The organism is [Collinsella] massiliensis, from assembly GCF_002161605.1.
GTDB lineage: Bacteria > Actinomycetota > Coriobacteriia > Coriobacteriales > Coriobacteriaceae > Enorma.
The window spans coordinates 38486-54537 of record NZ_NFIE01000005.1 but is presented as its reverse complement, the minus strand read 5'-3'; the positions used below and the strand labels follow the sequence as shown (position 1 = coordinate 54537).

At 67.3% G+C, this 16052-nt stretch carries 14 protein-coding genes; all 14 read left to right on the top strand.

The window, feature by feature from the left end:
• Positions 1-2685, top strand: coding sequence for a DNA translocase FtsK (locus B5G02_RS02965; RefSeq protein WP_206383734.1), 2685 nt, complete (start codon positions 1-3; stop codon positions 2683-2685).
• Entirely contained in the window at positions 2685-3914 is a 1230-nt protein-coding gene (locus B5G02_RS02960) for a helix-turn-helix domain-containing protein (protein ID WP_094335117.1), read from the top strand. The genes B5G02_RS02965 and B5G02_RS02960 overlap by 1 nt, the downstream gene beginning before the upstream one ends.
• 31 nt (positions 3915-3945) lie before the next feature.
• A complete protein-coding gene (locus tag B5G02_RS02955; RefSeq protein WP_019238603.1) occupies positions 3946-4443 on the top strand; it encodes a YajQ family cyclic di-GMP-binding protein in 498 nt (165 codons plus the stop codon).
• Between the two features lie 42 nt (positions 4444-4485).
• The gene (gene rimO, locus B5G02_RS02950) at positions 4486-5838 is read left to right on the top strand and encodes a 30S ribosomal protein S12 methylthiotransferase RimO (protein ID WP_094335175.1); all 1353 of its coding nucleotides are present in this window, start codon (positions 4486-4488) and stop codon (positions 5836-5838) included.
• 10 nt (positions 5839-5848) lie between these two features.
• Complete coding sequence (gene pgsA / locus B5G02_RS02945; RefSeq protein WP_019238601.1) at positions 5849-6475, top strand: CDP-diacylglycerol--glycerol-3-phosphate 3-phosphatidyltransferase; 627 nt, start codon at positions 5849-5851, stop codon at positions 6473-6475.
• Between the two features lie 10 nt (positions 6476-6485).
• On the top strand, positions 6486-6977 hold the full coding sequence (locus B5G02_RS02940; protein WP_019238600.1) for a CinA family protein: 492 nt from the start codon (positions 6486-6488) through the stop codon (positions 6975-6977).
• Between the two features lie 309 nt (positions 6978-7286).
• Positions 7287-8402: a recombinase RecA gene (gene recA / locus B5G02_RS02935; RefSeq protein ID WP_019238599.1), complete on the top strand. Its 1116-nt coding sequence runs from the start codon at positions 7287-7289 to the stop codon at positions 8400-8402.
• 11 nt (positions 8403-8413) lie between these two features.
• The gene (locus B5G02_RS02930; RefSeq protein WP_232385467.1) at positions 8414-9109 is read left to right on the top strand and encodes a regulatory protein RecX; all 696 of its coding nucleotides are present in this window, start codon (positions 8414-8416) and stop codon (positions 9107-9109) included.
• Positions 9110-9339: 230 nt separating this feature from the next.
• Complete coding sequence (rny, locus tag B5G02_RS02925) at positions 9340-10893, top strand: ribonuclease Y (protein WP_019238596.1); 1554 nt, start codon at positions 9340-9342, stop codon at positions 10891-10893.
• A 9-nt stretch (positions 10894-10902) separates the two neighbouring features.
• Positions 10903-11985, top strand: a complete 1083-nt coding sequence (locus tag B5G02_RS02920; RefSeq protein WP_094335116.1) for an ATP-binding protein — start codon at positions 10903-10905, stop codon at positions 11983-11985.
• Between the two features lie 81 nt (positions 11986-12066).
• The gene (locus B5G02_RS02915) at positions 12067-12387 is read left to right on the top strand and encodes a stage V sporulation protein S (RefSeq protein WP_019238594.1); all 321 of its coding nucleotides are present in this window, start codon (positions 12067-12069) and stop codon (positions 12385-12387) included.
• Position 12388: 1 nt separating this feature from the next.
• Complete coding sequence (gene miaB, locus B5G02_RS02910; RefSeq protein ID WP_094335115.1) at positions 12389-13759, top strand: tRNA (N6-isopentenyl adenosine(37)-C2)-methylthiotransferase MiaB; 1371 nt, start codon at positions 12389-12391, stop codon at positions 13757-13759.
• The gene (gene miaA, locus B5G02_RS02905) at positions 13756-14676 is read left to right on the top strand and encodes a tRNA (adenosine(37)-N6)-dimethylallyltransferase MiaA (protein WP_094335114.1); all 921 of its coding nucleotides are present in this window, start codon (positions 13756-13758) and stop codon (positions 14674-14676) included. The genes miaB and miaA overlap by 4 nt, the downstream gene beginning before the upstream one ends.
• A complete protein-coding gene (gene hflX / locus B5G02_RS02900; protein WP_094335113.1) occupies positions 14676-15983 on the top strand; it encodes a GTPase HflX in 1308 nt (435 codons plus the stop codon). The genes miaA and hflX overlap by 1 nt, the downstream gene beginning before the upstream one ends.
• Positions 15984-16052 lie beyond the last annotated feature (69 nt).

The window sequence follows — 16052 nt, the reverse complement described above, 5'->3', positions numbered from 1 at the left end:
GTGGCGGCACGGCAGGGGACAGCGAAAAACGCGAAGGGGCGCGCCTCCGGGCGCCCGGCGTCCGCGAAGCAGAAGAAGGGCTCGTCCCAGCTGCGCGCGGGTGCCCCGGCGCAGCGCGCGCCCGAGCCGCTGCTCGCCGGTGGCTCGGGCCGTGACATCGCGGGGGTGGCGCTTGCCGTCTTCGCGGTGTGCTCGCTCATCGCGGTCGTGGCGCCCGCGACGGCGCCCATCACCGCAGCACTCGCGGGCTTCTACCACCTGGGCTTCGGGCTCGGGGCGTACGTCCTGCCGGTCGCGCTCCTGCTCGTGGCCGCCCTGCTCTTCGTCCGCGGCGAGGGCGTGCTCACGGCGCGCACCTGCGCCGGCGCGCTTATCATCTTCCTCGCCGCGATCGCCCTCATCGCGCTCGTGGGGACTCCTGAGCACATGGTGCTCGGCGTCACCGTGGGCGAGCCCGAGCTCGCCGCGACCGGCGGGTACGTGGGCTTCGCGATCGCCTCGACGCTCGCCGGCGCCTTCGGCAAGCCCATCGCGGGCGTCCTGCTCGTGGGCATCGGCATCGCGGGCGCGATCCTCATCGGTTTCTCCGTCTCCCGCCTCGTCGGGGCGCTGCGCGACGGTGCCGAGCGCCTCCGCGAGCGCCGGCACGTCGAGGTGAACGAGAGCCCCTGGGGCGACGACTCCGCGCTCATGCCGCGCGCCCCGCAGCGGCGGCCGCGCGAGCCGCGCCAGCAGGAGCTCTTCGATGCGGACGGCACCATGGAGACGAGCTACCTGGGCGACCGCGCGAAGACGACCCTGCTCGAGCAGGATCCTGACGAGGTGGACGAGGATCCCTTCGTCGACCTCTCGAGCCAGCTCGAGGCCGAGCGCGCCGCGACGACGCTCATCCCCATCGAGGACCGCTACGTCGACGGCGCGAAGGCTGCCGCGACGGGCTCCGACGCCGTGCAGGAAGAGTTGCCTGGGGCAGGGGAGCGGGTCGCGCCCGCATCCGAACCCGACCAGGTCGCCGAGCCCGCACTCGTCATCCCGGAGTTCCTGCGCCATCCCCGTTCCGAGCGCGCGGATGCGCCCGAGGCTGCCGAGGCCGCGGCGGAGGCTTCCGAAACCGCTGCGACGCAGCCGCGCGAGACGCCGAAGCCCGCGCCGCGCTCGGGCACCGCTGCAGCCGCCGCTTCCGCTGGGGACGGCTCCGAGCGGCTGCTCCCGCCCGTCTCCATGCTCCGCCACAGCCCCCAGGCCAAGGCCGGTGCGTCCTCGAGCAAGGAGCTCCAGCAGACGGCCGAGTCCCTCCAGTCGACGCTCCAGGAGTTCGGCCTCCATTCCCGCGTGGTCGGCTGGATCTCCGGTCCCACGGTCACGACGTTCAAGGTCCAGCCCGGCGAGGGCGAGCGCGTGAGCCGCATCGCGAGCCTCGAGGACGACATCGCGCTCTCGCTCGCCACGGATTCCGTGCGCATCTTCGCGCCCATCCCCGGCACCACGCACGTGGGCATCGAGATCCCCAACCGCACGCGCCAGACCGTCGCCTTCGGCGATATCCTGCCCTATGTGACGGGCGGTCCCCTCGAGTTCGCGCTCGGCCGCGATTCCGAGGGCCAGCCCATGGTCGCCGACCTCGCCAAGATGCCGCACCTGCTCATCGCCGGCACGACGGGCTCGGGTAAGTCGGTCGTCATCTCCTCGATCCTCATGAGCCTGCTCATGCGCACCTTCCCGGAAGACGTCCGCCTCATCATGGTCGACCCCAAGCGCGTCGAGTTCGCGCCCTACGACGGCCTGCCGCACCTCTACGTGCCGGTCGTCACGGAGCCCAAGCAGGCTGCGAGCGCCCTGCAGTGGGCTGTCTCGGAGATGGAGCGCCGCCTCAAGGTGTTCGAGCGCGTGGGCGTGCGCAAGATCTCGACCTTCAACGAGAAGCAGGCGGCCGGCGAGTTCGAGAAGTACGACAACCCGCCGCAGAAGCTGCCCTACCTCGTGATCGTCATCGACGAGCTCTCCGACCTCATGATGGTCGCGGGCAAGGACGTCGAGGCCTCCATCGTGCGCATCGCCCAGCTCGGCCGCGCGGCGGGCATCCACATGATCGTCGCCACGCAGCGCCCGAGCTCGAACGTCGTCACCGGCCTCATCAAAGCGAACATCACGAACCGCATCGGCCTCACCGTGGCGACGGGCATCGATTCGCGCGTCATCCTCGACCAGACGGGCGCCGAGAAGCTCATCGGCCAGGGCGACATGCTCTTCTCCCGCGTGGATTGGGGCAAGCCCAAGCGCATCCAGGGCTGCTACGTCTCGGACGAGGAGATTTTCAGCGTCGTCGAGTTCGTGAAGGAGCAGTCGCCCGCCGAATACCATGAGGAGATCCTCTCCGCGGTCGCGCCCGCCGCGATGCAGGGCGCCGGCGGCGGGGGAGGCGTCTCGGCCGACGACCCGCTCATCTGGGAGGCCGCGCACCTCGTCGTGGAATCGGGACTCGGTTCCACCTCGAGCTTGCAGCGCCGCCTCAAGGTGGGCTACGCCCGCGCCGGCCGCATCATGGACATGCTCGAGGAGAAGGGCATCGTGGGGCCTCCGGACGGGTCGAAGCCCCGTGAGGTGCTCCTCGATGAGCAGGGTCTCGCCGAGCTCGAGGAAGTTGAGGCGCGTATGTCCGCAGACGATGGGTTGGGAGGTTTCTGATGTCCGCACGCTTCGGCGATATGCTGCTCGAGCGCCGTCGGCAGCTCGGGCTCTCCATCCACCAGGTCGCGACGACCATCAAGATCCGTCCGCAGATCATCGAGTACTTCGAGCAGGGGAACTTCTCCGCCATGCCCCCGCGCGGCTACGCGCAGGGCATGATCTCGAGCTACGCGCGCTACCTGGGCCTGAATCCGCGCACGGTCATGACCGCCTATTTCGAGGAGCTCGACGCCTACGAGCGTGCCACCTCGCACGCCGGCGGCCGGCTGCAGGACGCCGCCGGCTTCGTGAGCCCGCGGTCTGAGAACCCCACGGGCCGCTTCATGGCCATCAACGGCGGCTCGCGCTACGCCCAGCGTCCACCGCAGGCCGGGTACGTCTCCGAGTCGCAGTCGGGCCATGAGCCCATCCGCGTCCAGAACAACCCCTACCACCAGCGCCCGTCGGGCGCGACGCGCCTGCGCGGTGCCGGCAGCGGCGCGGCCGCCTCGAGCCGGCGCTCCACCCCGGGCGGTACCGGGCGCGCCCCGCAGGGCGGCAGGTACCCCGTACGTGGGGGAAGCCCTGCCGGTCGCACGGGCTCGCTCCCGCCGCGCGGCGGGCGTCCGGCAGGATCGGGTCGCGTGCCGCCCCGAGACCCGCGTCGCCGCGGCGGAGCGCCGTCCGGCAGGAACGGTGGCACCGACCCCCGCGTCCTCATCGTCGGCCTCGTCATCATCATCCTGCTTCTCATCGTGATCGCCCTGCTGCTGTTGCGCGGGTGCGCGCCGGCGTCCTCGACCGACTCCGACGAGCCGGCCACCACGACGGTCACGACCCAGCAGGCGCCGACGGGAGCGGACGACGATGCCACGGCCGCGACGACGAACGCCGCCACGAGCCCGGCGACGACCGCGACCACGCCCGCCGTCCCCGATGAGACGGTCGTGGGCGTGAGCGTGGCCGACGGCGGCACCTCGTGGGTCGAGATCAAGCTCGACGGCGTCTCCGTCTTCGCGGACAACGTAATCGGCCCCTTCGAGAAGGAATACACGGTGGAGGAATCCATCGAGATCACGGTGAGCAGCCCGGCCGATGTGAGCGTGACCGAGAACGGCGAGACCGTGGGCTGGGACACGAAGACGGCCGGCGTCGCCAAGGTCACGATCACCGCCCCGCAGCCCGCCACGCCCGCAAGCGACGCGTCCGCCGCCACGGATGAGGACGCCGCGTCCGCCGCAGCATAACGACCCGCATACCCAGACCTAGGAGGTACCCATGGCCAAGGAATCGAGCTTCGACGTCGTCTCGCAGGTTGACATGCAGGAGGTCGACAACGCCTACCAGCAGACCGCGCGCGAGATCTCGCAGCGCTACGACCTGAAGGATTCCGGCTCCACCATCGACCTGTCCAAGGGCGACCGCACCATCACCATCGTGGCGCCCGCCGACTTCGTCTCGAAGCAGATCACCGATGTGCTCAACTCGAAGCTCATCAAGCGCGGTATCGACATCAAGGCTGTCCGCTGGGATGCGCCCCAGGCCGCGTCCGGCGGGAGCGTCCGCGTGGTGGGTCGCATCATCGACGGCATCGACCAGGAGACGGCCAAGAAGATCAACCGCGACGTCAAGGCGCTCAAGCTCAAGTGCAAGATCACGATCGAGTCCGACAAGCTGCGCGTGACGTCCGCCTCGAAGGACACCCTGCAGGAGGTCATCGGCTTCTTGCGCGACCAGGACTACGGCCAGCCGCTGCAGTTCACGAACTACCGATAGCGAGCCTTGCGCCCGGTGCGGGCGAAGATGAGGATGGAGACCATGGCAGAAGAGATGCGCGATGCGCTCGGCGCGGTGTACTACGTCACGCTCGGGTGCGCGAAGAACGAGGTGGACACCGACCGCATGCGGTCGCTTCTCCGCTCGGCTGGCTACGAGGAGGCGTTCGACCCCGGTGATGCGGACATCGCGCTCGTGAACACCTGCTCCTTCCTCGCCTCGGCGACGGAGGAGAGCATCGAGGCCACGCTCGCGCTCGCCGAGGAGTCCGCCGACGGCGTACGCTCCCTGCCCATCGTGATGTGCGGGTGCGTCCCCTCCCGTTACGGCGACGACCTCCCGCCCGAGCTGCCCGAGGTGGCAGCCTTCGTCAAGACCGACGAGGAGGACGCGATCGTCTCGGTCGTGGACGGCGTCCTCGGCGTCGAGCGCGCCACGCCGCCTTTCGTGCCGGATGTGAAGCGCACGGTCGAGGGCTCCGTGGCCTACGTGAAGATCTCCGACGGCTGCGACCGCTTCTGCAGCTTCTGTGCGATCCCCTACATCCGCGGCCGGTATCGCAGCCGCGCTTGGGAGGACATTCGCTCCGAGGTAGTCGACCTGGTGGGGGAGGGCGTCCGCGAGATCGTGCTCATCGGCCAGGACACGGGCATCTGGGGCGAGGACTTCGCCGAAGACGTCGCCGGTCCGCGCACGCTCGCGCAGCTGCTCGTCGCCGTCGCGGAGGCGGTGCGCCCCGAGCGCGTCTGGGTGCGCGTGCTGTACCTGCAGCCCGAGGGCATGACCGACGAGCTCATCGCCGCGATCCGAGACACGCCCGAGGTCGTCCCCTATATCGACATCCCCGTGCAGCACTGCTCGGCCCGCGTGCTCAAGGCCATGAACCGCACCGGGTCGGAGGAGGAGCTCGACGCGCTCTTCGCGCGCCTGCGCCGTGAGATCCCCGGCATGATCCTGCGCACGACCTACCTCGTGGGCTTCCCGGGTGAGACCTTCGAGGAGCATGAGCGCATGCTCGCCTTCATGGATCGCAACGGCTTCGACTACACGAGCGTCTTCGCGTTCTCGCCAGAGGACGGCACGCGCGCGGCGAAGATGGACGGGCAGCTCGACGATGACGAGAAGCTCGAGCGCACCCAGGCCGCCCAGGACCTCGCCGAGGCCCTTGGTTTCGCCGCGACCGCCGCGCACGTTGGCGAGCGCGCCGAGGTGATCGTCGACGGCATCGAGGAGACCGACGAGGGCGTCGAGCTCATCGGCCATGCCTGGTTCCAGGCGCCCGATTCGGACGGCGCCGTCCATCTCGATGCGACCGAGGCGACCGTTGGTGATATCGTAGAGGTCGAATTCACAGACAGTTTCTGCTACGAGCTCGTCGGGCACGTGGTGGGATAGCGAGGGGAACATGGAATCGAAGACCACCGCGCCGCAGGCGGACCAAGCGGGCATCTGGACGCCGGCGAACATCGTCACCTGCGTGCGCATCGCGTTCATCCCGGTGTTCATGGTGCTCGCGAAGCTCTCCTGCGTGCAGGCGGGCGCCGTGTACCTGCAGGCGCCCGCGATCGCCGCGTTCGCGCTCTACGTGCTCTTGAGCTTGACCGATAAGCTCGACGGGTACCTCGCCCGCTCGCGCGGCCAGATCACGGATTTCGGCAAGTTCCTCGACCCCATCGCCGACAAGCTCCTCGTCTTCTCGGCGCTCCTCGTCCTGCTCGAGCAGGGCTTGGTGAGCGTGTGGTTCGTGTTCATCATCCTGCTCCGCGAGTTCCTCGTGAGCGCGCTGCGCATGGTGGCGGGCGCCAAGGGCATCGTCATCGCCGCGGACACGCTCGGAAAATGGAAGACCGCGGTGACCATGGTGTCGCTGTGCGGCTACTTCCTGGCGATCGCGTTCGCCGCCTCGGGCGGGGTGTACGTCGCGGCATGGATCCTCATCGCGGCGCAGGTGCTCATGGTCGTCGCGGTGGTTCTGACGGTCGTCTCCGGTATCCAGTATTTCTGGAACGGCCGGGACGTCATCTTCTCGTAAAGGGGCGCACATGTCCGATCTTGAAGCCAGGGCAGAGGAGCGTGCGCGCGAGCTCGTCGAGCGCTGCACGGCGCGCGGGGTGACCGTCGCCACGGCGGAATCGTGCACCGCGGGCATGGTGGCCTCGACCATCGCCGACATCCCCGGTGCGTCGTCGGTGCTGCGTGGCGGGGCCGTGACCTACGTCGACGAGGTGAAGCACGAGCTCATCGGCGTTGCCACCGAGACGCTCGAGCGGTTCACCGCCGTGTCGGATGTGTGCGCCGCCGAGATGGCGCAGGGTGCGCGCGAGCGCTTCAAGGTGACGTGCGCGGTGAGCACGACGGGCTATGCGGGGCCGGACGGCGGTACCGCGGACGATCCGGTGGGCACCGTGTACTTCGGCCTCGCGACGCCCGACGGGGTGCGCACCGACCGCCGGTGCTTCGAGGGCGGTCGCCAGGATGTGCGCCGCGCCGCGTGCTGCCACGCGCTCGAGTTGCTGCTCGACGCGATCGGATAAGGCGGTCGCTGTTTTGCGTGCGCATCGGGGAGCGCTTCGGCCTCTTGTCGGCCTCGCCTGCCGTGCATGATGTGCTTGCGCTGGAGATTTCGCCCGGGTGGTTCGCACTGGTATGGGTTCCTTGACGCGATAAGGCTCCGTTTGCCCAGGATCGTGCCGGTGTGCCAGCCCCGTGCAAGGTTCGGGCAAGGTTGGTGCAAGGCTTGTGCCAGGTTCCTGTCAGGTCGCCTGTGTATGATGCACGTAATCCGCTTGACGGCGAACAGCTGTTCGCGTATGATGGCAGCGGCAACCTAAGAGGAGGATTCCATGGCGAAGAGCTCAGGCCCGGTCAAAACCATCCACGAACGCACCTATGGCGAGGAGCGCGATAAGATGATCGACGCCACGAAGGCGGAGATCGAGAAGAAGTTCGGCACCGGGTCCATCATGCGGTTCGGTGACGGCGGCCCGGAGATGGAGATCGAGGCCATCCCCACCGGCGCGCTCTCCCTCGATGCCGCGCTCGGCATCGGCGGCGTCCCGCGCGGGCGCATCATCGAGATCTACGGCCCCGAGTCCTCGGGCAAGACCACGCTCTCGCTTGAGATCCTTGCCGAGGCCCAGGCTGCGGGCGGCGTCGTGGCGTTCATCGACGCAGAGCACGCGCTCGACCCCGCCTACGCCGCGCGCATCGGCGTCGACATCGACGAGGTGCTCATCTCTCAGCCCGATACGGGCGAGCAGGCGCTCGAGATCTGCGACATGCTCGTGCGCTCCGGTGCCATCGATGCCGTCGTGATCGACTCCGTCGCCGCGCTCGTCCCGCGCGCCGAGATCGAGGGCGAGATCGGCGATTCCTCCGTCGGCCTGCAGGCGCGCCTCATGAGCCAGGCGCTCCGCAAGCTCGCGGGCTCGCTCGCGAAGTCGAACACCACCTGCATCTTCATCAACCAGCTGCGCGAGAAGATCGGCGTCATGTTCGGCAACCCCGAGACCACGACGGGCGGCCGCGCGCTCAAGTTCTTCTCGTCGGTCCGCATCGAGATCCGCCGCATCGAGAGCATCAAGGTCAAGGATGACATCGTCGGCAACCGCGTGCGCTGCAAAGTCGTCAAGAACAAGGTCGCGGCGCCGTTCAAGACCGCTGAGTTCGACATCATGTACGGCACGGGCATCTCGAAGGAGGGCTCGATTCTGGACATGGGCGTGGACTACGGTATCGTCACGAAGTCCGGTGCCTGGTATACGTACGATTCGGAGCGCTTGGGCCAGGGCCGCGAGGCGGCGAAGGAATTCCTCAAGATCCATCCCGAGCTGAGCGACGAGATCGAGCACAAGGTGCGCATCGCATGCGGCCTCGACTTTTCCGACGAGTCCACGGGGGATGCCGTGATCGTCGACGAGGACATTGACGCGGCCGATACCGCGTCCGCGCGTAGCTGAGCCTGTTAGACATGGAACAGCCCGTCTCGGACATCGCGTTCCATTTCCCCGATCGCCGCGAGATAGCAGCGGCCGCGTCGAGCGGTAGGGGTCGTCCACGCGCCCAGGTGATCTTTCATCTTGAAGGTGAAGGGGGGCGCGAACCCGAGCAGCGCGTGCACTGGGTACCCGCGCGCGTCGCCAGAAGCTTTGAACACGACCACCCCGAGCCCCCCTGTCCGTATCGGGAGGCTCGGGAGGCGCTCGAGACCCGCGAGAACAAGCTCTGCCTTGCCGCCCTCACCGAGATGCTCGGTCGGCGCGACTACGGCGCGGAGGAGGCGCGGCGCAAGCTACGCCACGCGGGCTTTCGCGCCTCCGCGATCGATCACGCCCTCGAGCGCGCCCAGGAGCTTCGCTTCCTCGATGAGGAGCGCTTCCTCGTGTCCTATATCGAGGAGCGCCTGCGCAGGGGGTGGGGGAGGCTCAAGATCGAGGCAGACCTTCGCCAGCGCGGCTCGGACCCCCATATGCTCCCGGGGTATCCCGATCGCTTCTTCTCGGCCGAAGACGATCTCGAGCGGGCCTGCGCGGCGCTTGCGCGCAAAGCCGTTCCCGAGCGGAATGCCTTCGAGCGGCTCGTCCGCCATCTCATGGGCAAAGGGTTCCCGTATCGCATAGCCGCGCAGGCAGTTCGCATACGCCTCGATGAGGAGGAATCTGCGTGAGGCGCCGTGTGATCCTTGCGTAAACGCCCCGCGCGCCGATCGCGTCAATTGACAGGTTCTACATAAATTCGTAGGATGAACTTGTCATTTGTCTTGCGATGCACACTCATCTTCGATGAGATGCCGTGTTGATAGCATAACTTCATATTGGGTGTTCAGACCTTGCAAATGTCAGGGGCGCTACACGCGCCCCGCAATCATGATGAATGCAATGTATAGAGGAGTTTGGCATGGAGATCGTTATCGGCATCATCGGCGGCCTCGTGGTGGGCGCCATCATTGCCGTGCTCGCCATGCGCAACGCGAAGAACGGGAGCCTCCGCGAGGCCGACTCGAAGATCGAGTCGGCGCGCCTTGAGGCGGACCAGATGATCGGCGATGCGCAGCGCACGGCAGAGACGCTCAAAAAGGAAGCGCTGCTCGAGGCAAAGGAAGAGATCATCCAGAACAAGCAGGCGGCCGAGGCGGAGGAGAAGCAGCGCAAGCGCGAGCTCCGCACCCTCGAGAACCGCATCATGCAGCGCGAGGAGTCGCTCGACCGTCGCAACGACGCCCTCGACAAGCGCGAGCACCAGCTCTCGAGCCAGGCGGGCCAGGTCGAGAAGCGCAGCCGCGAGCTCGACGAGCTCATCGGCAAGCAGACCAAGGAGCTCGAGCGCATCTCCGAGCTCACGCGTGACGACGCTCATCGCGAGCTGCTCGACAAGGTGCGCGGTGAGGTGACCCACGAGGCCGCCACGATCATCCGCGACTCCGAGCAGCGCGTGAAGGCCGAGTGCCAGAAGACGGCGCAGCGGATCCTCTCCACGGCCATCCAGCGCTGCGCGGCGGATCACACCGCCGAGGTCACTGTCACCTCGGTGCACATCCCCTCGGACGACCTCAAGGGCCGCATCATCGGTCGCGAGGGCCGCAACATCCGCACGTTCGAGCAGGTGTCCGGCGTGAACCTCGTCATCGACGACACGCCCGAGACCGTCGTGCTCTCGAGCTTCGATCCCGTGCGCCGCGAGACCGCCCGCGTCGCCCTGGAGAACCTCATCGCCGACGGCCGCATCCATCCCGCCCGCATCGAGGAGATGTACAAGAAGGCCTCCGAGCTCGTGCAGCAGCGCGTGCGCGAGGCCGGCGAGCAGGCCGCCTTCGATACCGGCTTCCATGACCTGCATCCCGAGCTCGTGAAGACGCTCGGCGCCCTGCGCTACCGCACCTCGTTCGGCCAGAACGTCCTCAACCACTCCGTCGAGGTCGCCGAGCTCGCCGGCATCATGGCCTCCGAGCTCGGGCTCGATCCCGTGCCCGCCCGCCGTGCTGGCCTCCTGCACGACCTCGGCAAGGCGATCGACCATGAGGTCGACGGCCCGCATGCCGTGATCGGCGCGGACCTCGCCCGCCGCTACGGCGAGAAGCCCGAGATTGTCCACGCCATCGAGGCGCACCACACCGATGTCGAGCCTAACACGGTCCTCGACATGCTCGTCATGGCGGCCGACGCCATCTCGGCCTCGCGTCCCGGCGCGCGCCGCGAGTCCTTCGAGAACTACGTCAAGCGCCTCGAGCAGCTCGAGGCCATCGCGAACGCCCACGAGGGCGTGGAGCGCACCTTCGCCATGCAGGCGGGGCGCGAGGTCCACGTCATGGTGCAGCCCGAGAAGATCTCCGACGCCGAGGCCACCGTGCTCGCGCACGACATCGCCCATCAGATCGAGGAAGAGATGGAATACCCCGGTCAGGTGCGCGTCGTCGTGATCCGCGAGAGCCGCGCCGTCGATATCGCGAAGTAGCAGCGTCCTATGGCGGAGCAAGACGATCTCATCTCGTTCATCGCCTCGATGACCGGCGAGGGGAACCTCCGGGTGGAGGAGAACCTCGGTGAGGGCTATGTCCGCCTGCGCGTGGCCGAGGCCGAGCGCAGGCAGGCAAAGCATGATATCCAGCATGTCGAGGACATCGTGATCGAGATGCTGCGCAACGCCCGCGACGCACATGCCACGGCGCTCTATGTCGCCACCGTGAAAGAGGGGGGTCAGCGCACCCTCCTCTTTCTTGATAACGGCTGCGGCATCCCGCGCGATATGCATGAGCGGATCTTCGACGCCCGCGTGACCTCGAAGCTCGAATCCATGAAGATGGACCGCTGGGGTGTCCACGGCCGCGGCATGGCGCTCTACTCCATCCGCGAGAATACGCAGGAGGCCTGCGTCATGACCTCCGCGCCCGGTCTGGGCTCCGCGTTCCGCGTCCTCGTCGACACGAGCGAGCTGCCCGAGCGCGCCGACCAGTCTACCTGGCCGCAGGCGGCGCGCGACGAGGAGCGCAAGTGGGCCTGCGTGAAGGGGCCGCACAACATCATCCGCACCGTCTGCGAGTTCGCCCTCGAGGAGGAGCCGGGCTGCGAGGTGTACCTTGGGAGCCCTGCGGAGATCGCCGCGACGCTCTATTCCCATGCGTCGGGATTGCTCGACACCCAGCAGCTGCTCTTCGTGGATTCCGAGTCGTCGCTGCCCGTCGTCTCACGGCTTGCGTTCGCTGCCGATGCCGCGGATTTCATGCGCATCGCCGCCACGCTCGGCATCCAGATCTCGGAGCGCACGGCGCACCGGATCCTGAGCGGATCCATCAAGCCCGTCCGCAGCGTCTCTTCCCGGCTGCTTCGCCGCCGGAAGCCCCAGACAGCCCCCGCGACCGTCGATCTCAGCCGTGACCGCCGCGGCCTCAAGATCGCCCCGGACGACCTCGGGTCGTTCTCGCGCGCACTCGAGCGCGATTTCGGGGACCTCGCCGAGCGCTACTACCTCACGCTGTCCGCCGATCCCAAGATCCGCGTCGGACGCGATGCGATCACCGTGACCTTCCCGATCCAAAACGCCGAATAAGCTGGATAGCTGCTTGCTGCACATACGCCGATACGGTAAAGTCAATTTGCTGCACATTTGTACCATACACGCAGGAGAACCATGGAATATCTCAAAGTCTCGAGCAAGTCTTCGCCCGCTTCCGTCGCGGGCGCCATCGCCGGCATGGTGAAGGACGGGGTTCCCGTCAACATGCAGTGCGTGGGCGCCGGCGCGGTCAACCAGGCCATCAAGGCGATGGCCATCGCGCGCGGGTTTCTCATCCCCACGGGGTTCGATATCTCCTGCTCTCCCACGTTCTCGGACATCCTCATCAACGGTGAGTCGCGCACGGCGATCCGCCTTGCGGTGCTCGTGCATGCCATCTCGGTGAACAGCATGGATGTTCCCGAGTATTCCGGACACACGGTGGCGGTGCGATAACATGGCTTCGAATACGACCCGATCCATCCTTACCGGCAAGACCTATTTCATCCGCACGTTCGGCTGCCAGATGAACCTGCACGATTCTGAGCGCGTCGCGGGGCTCCTCGACTCATATGGGTGCTTCGCTGCGGCCGACCCCGCGGGTGCGGACATCGTCATCTTCATGACGTGCTGCGTGCGTGAGGCGGCCGACCAGCGGCTCTACGGCCAGTGCTCCTCGTGCAAGAGCCTGCCCACCCCGCCTTCGGGAAAGCGCGTCGTGGCCGTGGGCGGTTGCATCGCGCAGCGCGACGGCGAGCGGCTCGTCTCCCATGTCGATAACGTCGACGTCATCTTCGGAACGCAGGCCATCGCGCACGTCGCCGACCTCATCGCCGATGCGTTCGAGGACGGCGGGCGCCATGTTGACACCGAGGAAGGCGCCGCCCCCGCCGCCACGACCCTCCCGTGGCACCGCGAGCAGCCCTTCCATGCCTGGGTGCCCATCATGACGGGCTGCAACAACTTCTGCACGTATTGCATCGTGCCCTACGTGCGCGGTCGCGAGAAGAGCCGTCCCTTCGAGTCCGTGGTCGACGAGGTGGCCGGTCTCCTGCGCTGCGGCGTGCGCGAGGTCACCCTGCTCGGCCAGAACGTGAATTCCTATGGTCGAGATGCCTACGGCGCGCCGCGCTTCGCCGAGCTGCTCCGTGCGGTGGGGGAGACCGGCATCGAACGGATACGCTTCACCTCCTCCCATCCGAAGGACCTCCTGCCCGAGACGATCGACGCCATGGCCGAGGTGCCCGCGGTCATGCCGCACCTCCAGCTTGCCGTCCAATCGGGCTCCACGCGCGTGCTCAAGCTCATGAACCGCCGCTACACCCGCGAGGACTACCTCGGGCTCGTCGACCGCATCCGCGAGCGCATCCCCGACATCGCGCTCACGACCGACATCATCGTCGGCTTCCCCGGTGAGACCGAGGAGGACTTCGAGCAGACGCTCTCGCTGGCCGAGCGCGTGGGCTATGCGCAGGCCTTCACCTTCATCTACTCGCGCCGTGAGGGAACCCCCGCCGCGCGCATCGAGGACCCCACGCCGCGCGAGGTCATCCAAGACCGCTTCGACCGCCTGGTCAAGGTCATCGAGCAGACCGCTCACGACTTCAACCAGCACGACCTCGGGACGACCGTCCCCGTGCTCGTCGAGGGCTCCTCGAAGAAGGATTCCCGCGTCCTGCAGGGCAAGAGCCCGAAGAACCAGACCGTGCACGCGCCGATTCCCGCTGGGATGGACATCGAGAGCCTCGTCGGCCGCATCGTCGATGTCGATGTGGACACCGCGCGGACATGGTACCTCTCCGGCACGGTCGTCGGCGACCCCCGATGAGCGCGCCCATCATCGCGATTGTCGGACCCACCGCGGTCGGCAAGAGCGCCGTCGCGGATGAGGTCGCTTTGGCGCTCGGGACGGATGTGCTCTCGGTTGACGCCATGCAGGTGTATCGCGGGATGGATATCGGCACGGCGAAGACTCCGCCTGCCGAGCGCCGCGTGCCCCTGAGGCTCGTCGATCTCGTTGGTCCGGAGGAACCATATTCCGCGGCCCTCTTCCAGCGCGATGCCCGCATGCTCATCGACGAGCACGTCGCGTGCGACCAGGCGTGCGTCCTTTGCGGCGGCACGGGCCTCTATCTTCGGGCCGCCCTCGATGACATGCGATTTCCCGCGGGCGAGTGCGCCTCGCCCGCACGGGAGCGCTATGAGCGCTATGAGCGCGAGCACGGGGTGCACGCCCTGCATGAGCTGCTCGCCGAACGCGACCCTGAAAGTGCGGCAGTGATTCATGAGCATAACGTGCCCCGGGTCATCCGAGCGCTCGAGATGTGCGACGAGGGCGTTTCCTATGCCGCGCAGAAGGCTGCGTTCTCCGAGCCCACGCCTTGCTATGACGCGCGGTATTTCGGGCTCATGATGGATCGCGCGCGCTTATACCAGCGCATCGACGAGCGCGTAGACGCTATGATGGAGGAGGGCCTGCTCGATGAGGTGCGGCACCTCGTCTCGACGGGCGCCGGCCCCGCGCTCACGGCACGCCAGGCGATCGGATATAAGGAGCTCATCGAGTACCTGGATGGCGCCCTCTCGCTCGCAGAGGCTGTAGAGCTCATCAAGCGCCGCTCGCGCCGCTATGCGAAGCGGCAGCTCTCGTGGTTCCGTCGCGACCCCCGCATTGAATGGATCTCGATGGATGAGCAGGGCGTCGATGGTGCCGCGCACCTCATTCTGGAAGGGGTCGATGCCTGATGCCGCGCTTTCCCTTCGTCTCGACCGATATCGAGCCCGAGCGCGCCCTGCTCGTCGGCGTCGAGCGCCGCGATGCGACATGGCCGGTCGACCGCTCGCTCGATGAGCTCGAGCGGCTTGCGGAGACGGCGGGCGCCCGTCCCGTCGCGCGGGTGACGCAGCGTCTCGATCGCCCGCAGCCAAAGACCTTCATCGGATCCGGTAAGGTCGAGGAGATCTGCGGCATGGTGCATCGCATGGACATCGATGTCGTCATCTTCGACGATGACCTCACGCCCTCGCAGCAGACCAACCTCGAGCGCGCGGTGGGGGAGCCGGTGAAGATCATCGACCGCACCGCGCTCATCCTCGACATCTTCGGCCTGCACGCGCAAACGCGCGAAGGGCGGCTCCAGGTGCAGCTCGCCCAGTTGCAATACCTGCTCCCACGGCTGCGCGGCATGTGGAGCCACCTTGCGAAGGAGCAGACGCGCGGCGGCATCGGCAGCCGATTCGGTCAGGGTGAGAGCCAGCTCGAAGTCGACCGACGGCTCATCCGGAGCCGTATCGCGTCCGTCCGCCGCGACCTCGAGACCGTCGAGCGCCGGCGTCGCGTGCAATCGAAGGAGCGCACGGCTTCACCGGCGTTTCGCGTTGCGCTTGCGGGATATACGAATGCGGGAAAGTCGTCCCTGCTCAATCGCTTGACGGGATCGTCGGTCCTTGCACAGGACAAGCTGTTCGCCACGCTCGATCCCACCACGCGCTCCTACCGGCTTCCGGGCGGCAGGCTCCTCACGCTCACCGATACGGTTGGTTTCATCCAGAAGCTCCCCCACGGTCTCGTCGACGCGTTCAAGTCGACGCTCAGCGAGGTGCGCGAGGCCGATCTGATCCTCAAGGTCGCCGATGCCTCCGACGAGAACCTGTTCCGCCAGCTGCAAGCCGTCGACAAGGTCTTGGACGAGATCGGCGCCGGCACCACACCAGCCATCGTCGTGCTCAACAAGATCGACTGCATCGACGACCTGCTCCGATGCGACCTGTGCCGCATCTATCCCGATGCGAGCCTTGTCTCCGCGCTCACCGGGGAGGGTATCGATGCGCTCGTTGAGGCCATCTCGCAGGAGGCGGCTGCGCGCGACCGCATCGTCGACCTGACCATACCCTATGCCCATAGCGCAGCGAGCGCCCTCGTGCATACATACGGCCAGGTGATGGTCGAGGAGTTCGGTGCCGATGCGGTGCACATCGTTGCCAAGGTACCCTCCCGTATCGCCGGCCGGCTCGCCCCGTATCTCGAGGACGCTCCGAGCACCGACCGCTAGCCCGCGCATCTGGTGCCGCACCAAGCTACCGGGCCGGTGGTAATCAACGTACCGCATGCCGTCATTGCG